Source organism: Stenotrophomonas chelatiphaga, from assembly GCF_001431535.1.
Classification (GTDB): Bacteria; Pseudomonadota; Gammaproteobacteria; order Xanthomonadales; family Xanthomonadaceae; genus Stenotrophomonas; species Stenotrophomonas chelatiphaga.
On record NZ_LDJK01000119.1, the window covers coordinates 1 to 3,159 of the forward strand.

Below are 3,159 nucleotides of genomic sequence, written 5' to 3' on the forward strand. Positions count from 1 at the left end.
GGTTCACGGCGTCCCCCGCAATCCCCTGCCCCCCACCCGGCAACCATCCCAGCCGCAGTTGCCTTTGACGTTGCAGTTGCAGTGCAGTTGCCTGCAAGGCAGGGTGCCGGGCCGCAGGCCCGGCGTCTTCCCTCAGCTGCGCAGGCCGACGCCACGGCGCAGCAGCCACAGTGCCACGAAGGTCAGCGCCACCACGAAGCCCAGCATCAGCGCATAGGCCACCCACAGCGGTACGTCGCTGGTGCCCAGCAGGCCGTAGCGGAAGGCGTTGACCATGTAGAAGATCGGGTTGGCGTGGGTTGCGGCTTCAGCCCAGCCCGGCAGCAGCTTCACCGAATAGAACACACCGCCCAGGTAGGTCAGCGGGGTCAGGATGAAGGTCGGCACGATCGCCACGTCATCGAACTTCTTCGCGTAGACCGCGTTGATGAAGCCGGCCAGCGAGAAGATCGTCGCGCCCAGCAGCACCGTGGTCAGCGTCACCAGCGGATGCGGGATGCGCACCGGGGTGAAGAACATGGCGATGATCAGCACGATCACGCCCACCATCAGGCCACGCAGCACCGCGCCGGCCACGTAGCCCCACAGGATCACCCAGTTCGGCATCGGGCTGACCAGCAGTTCCTCCACGTGGCGCCCGAACTTGGCGCCGAAGAACGAGGAACTGATGTTGCCGTAGCTGTTCTGGATCACGCTCATCATCACCAGGCCCGGCACGATGAACTGCATGTAGCTGTAGCCGCCCATCTCACCGACGCGCGAACCGATCAGGCCGCCGAAGATCAGGAAGTACAGGGTCATGGTGATCGCCGGCGGCACCAGGGTCTGGCCCCAGATGCGCAGGATGCGCGCCACTTCGCGGCGCACCACGGTCGCCAGGGCGATGCGGTTGCGCTGGCCATCGGTCAGGACGGGGGTCGGGGTGCTGCTCATGCCACGTTCTCCGGGGTGCCGGTGAGGCGCACGAACAGCTCCTCCAGGCGGTTGCTCTTGGTCCGCATCGAACGCACGCGGATACCCGAGGCGTTGAGTGCGGCGAATACACGGTTGAGGTCCATCGCGCGCGGCATGTCCACGTCCAGCGTGTGCCCGTCGGTGGCGATCAGCGTGGCGCCCTCGATCTGCGGCAGCTCGGCGGGCAGGGTGCCGTCGATGTCGAACAGGAAGCCCTCTACGTCCAGCTTGGCCAGCAGTTCACGCATCGGGCCCTGGGTGACGATCTGGCCGTGGTTGATGATGGCCAGGTTGCGGCACAGGTGTTCGGCCTCTTCCAGGTAATGCGTGGTGAGGATGATGGTGGTGCCGGCGGTGTTGATCTCCTTCAGCACCCGCCACATGTCGCGGCGGATCTCGATGTCCACGCCGGCGGTCGGTTCATCCAGGATCAGCAGGCGCGGCCGGGTCATCATCGCCCGGGCGATCATCAGCCGGCGCTTCATGCCGCCGGACAGGGTGCGGCTCATCACCTGCGCCTTCTCCCACAGGTGGGCGCGCTTGAGCTCTTCCTCGGCGCGCTTTTCCGCCTCGGCGCGGTCCACGCCATAGAAACCGGCGTAGTTGACCAGGATGTCGAAGGGCTTTTCGAACAGGTTGAAGTTGATCTCCTGCGGCACCAGGCCGATCAGCCGCATGGAGGCGCTGCGCTCGCCCACCAGATCGGTGCCGAACACCTCCACCTGGCCGTCGCTGAGGTTCACCAGCGAGCTGACGATGCCGATCAGGGTCGACTTGCCCGCGCCGTTGGGGCCCAGCAGGGCGAAGAAATCGCCCGGGGCGACTTCCAGCGACACGCCCTTCAGGGCAACGGTGCCGTTGTCATAGGTCTTGCGCAGGTCGCGCACGCGCAGGGCGGGCGCGCTGTTGTTCAGGGAAGCCAAGCGGAAAGCCTTTGCGCCTGCGGGTGGCGCATGGAGGAGTGCAGGGAGGGCTATTATAGATCCCCCCACGGGCTTGCCCCGGCTACACACTGTTCCCACTGCCGTGCCAGTCCAATTTCCCATGAAGCTGGTCGACCGCCGCATGCTGGCGCCGACCGTAGGCCATTACCAGTTCCTCCGCGACGACGGCCAGCCGCTGGATTTCCAGCCCGGCCAGTTCATCCAGGTCCATTTCCAGTACGCCGACGGCACCGAAACCAAGCGCAGCTACTCGCTGGCGACCCTCCACGACCATGCGCTGGGGCCGGGCGAGGCGGTGGATATCGCGGTCAGTTTCGTGCCCGGCGGTGCCGCCACGGCGCTGTTCGAAGGCCTGGACATCGGCGGCCAGCTCAGCGCCAGCGGCCCGTATGGCCGGTTCTGCCTGCAGCCGGGCGACCACAATGGCCGCTACCTGCTGATCGCTACCGGCACCGGGGTTACCCCGTACCGCTCGATGCTGCCCCTGCTGGCCACCGCCATGGCCGAACGCGGCGTCCAGGTGGTCCTGCTGCAGGGCGCCCGGAGCCCGGCCGAGCTGCTGTACAGCGAAGATTTCGAAGCGTTTTCCGCGTCGCAGCCGAACTTCCGCTATATCCCGTGCCTGTCGCGCGAGCTGCCGGCCGACCCGGGCCCGGACGTCCGCCATGGTTACGTGCAGCAGCAGCTGGCCGATCTTGCGCCGGATGCCGCTACGGACATCGCCTACCTGTGCGGCAACCCGGAAATGGTGGATGCCTGCGTGGATGCGTTGAAGCTGGCAGGGCTCGGCAATCCGCAGATCCGCCGCGAGAAGTACGTTTCCAGCAAGTAGGCTGGTCGAACGGGTGGGACCCCCTCGCGGGTGGCTCTTGTTTCTGTCTCTGGGGGTGGGCCAGGCGGGGAGGCTGTGCGGGGGACGGCAAAAACCGCATCCATGCGGGCCTCGTTTCGTGCCATCCATGGCACGGGTCCACGCCATCGCATTCGCGCTGCCGCTCCCACGCTTTGCTGCGCAAACCGTGGGCCCCGTCTCACCATCACCCACACCCCGCCGCTTCGCGGCCGCCCCTGACTCAGGGGCTCCCTTCACCTGTCAGCGCTGGGGACGGGGTCAGGGTCCTTTCGCGCAGCGAAAGGACCCTGACCCCTGCCTTTGTTCTCTCTTTTTTCCGGGGTGGGCGCACGCGCGGACTGTCAGGGCCGGGCGGTGGGGCTGGGCGGGGGCGTTGAGCGCCATGGATGGCGCGAAACGAGGCCCGCA

3 protein-coding genes are annotated in these 3,159 nt (G+C 66.8%); 1 reads left to right on the plus strand and 2 read right to left on the minus strand.

Annotation, left to right across the window (positions count from 1 at the left end):
* Positions 1–132: 132 nt before the first annotated feature.
* Together ABB28_RS17320 and ABB28_RS17325 are read right to left on the minus strand one after the other, a co-directional pair.
* Positions 133–933: an ABC transporter permease gene (locus tag ABB28_RS17320; protein ID WP_042612435.1), complete on the minus strand. Its 801-nt coding sequence runs from the start codon at positions 931–933 to the stop codon at positions 133–135.
* Positions 930–1,841 (minus strand): ABC transporter ATP-binding protein, encoded by a 912-nt coding sequence (locus ABB28_RS17325; protein WP_484600294.1) that lies wholly within the window; start codon positions 1,839–1,841, stop codon positions 930–932. Before ABB28_RS17325 ends, ABB28_RS17320 begins: the two co-directional genes overlap by 4 nt.
* A gap of 139 nt (positions 1,842–1,980) precedes the next feature.
* Between ABB28_RS17325 and ABB28_RS17330 the strand changes: the two genes are divergently transcribed.
* On the plus strand, positions 1,981–2,730 hold the full coding sequence (locus ABB28_RS17330) for an FAD-binding oxidoreductase (protein WP_057687600.1): 750 nt from the start codon (positions 1,981–1,983) through the stop codon (positions 2,728–2,730).
* Positions 2,731–3,159 lie beyond the last annotated feature (429 nt).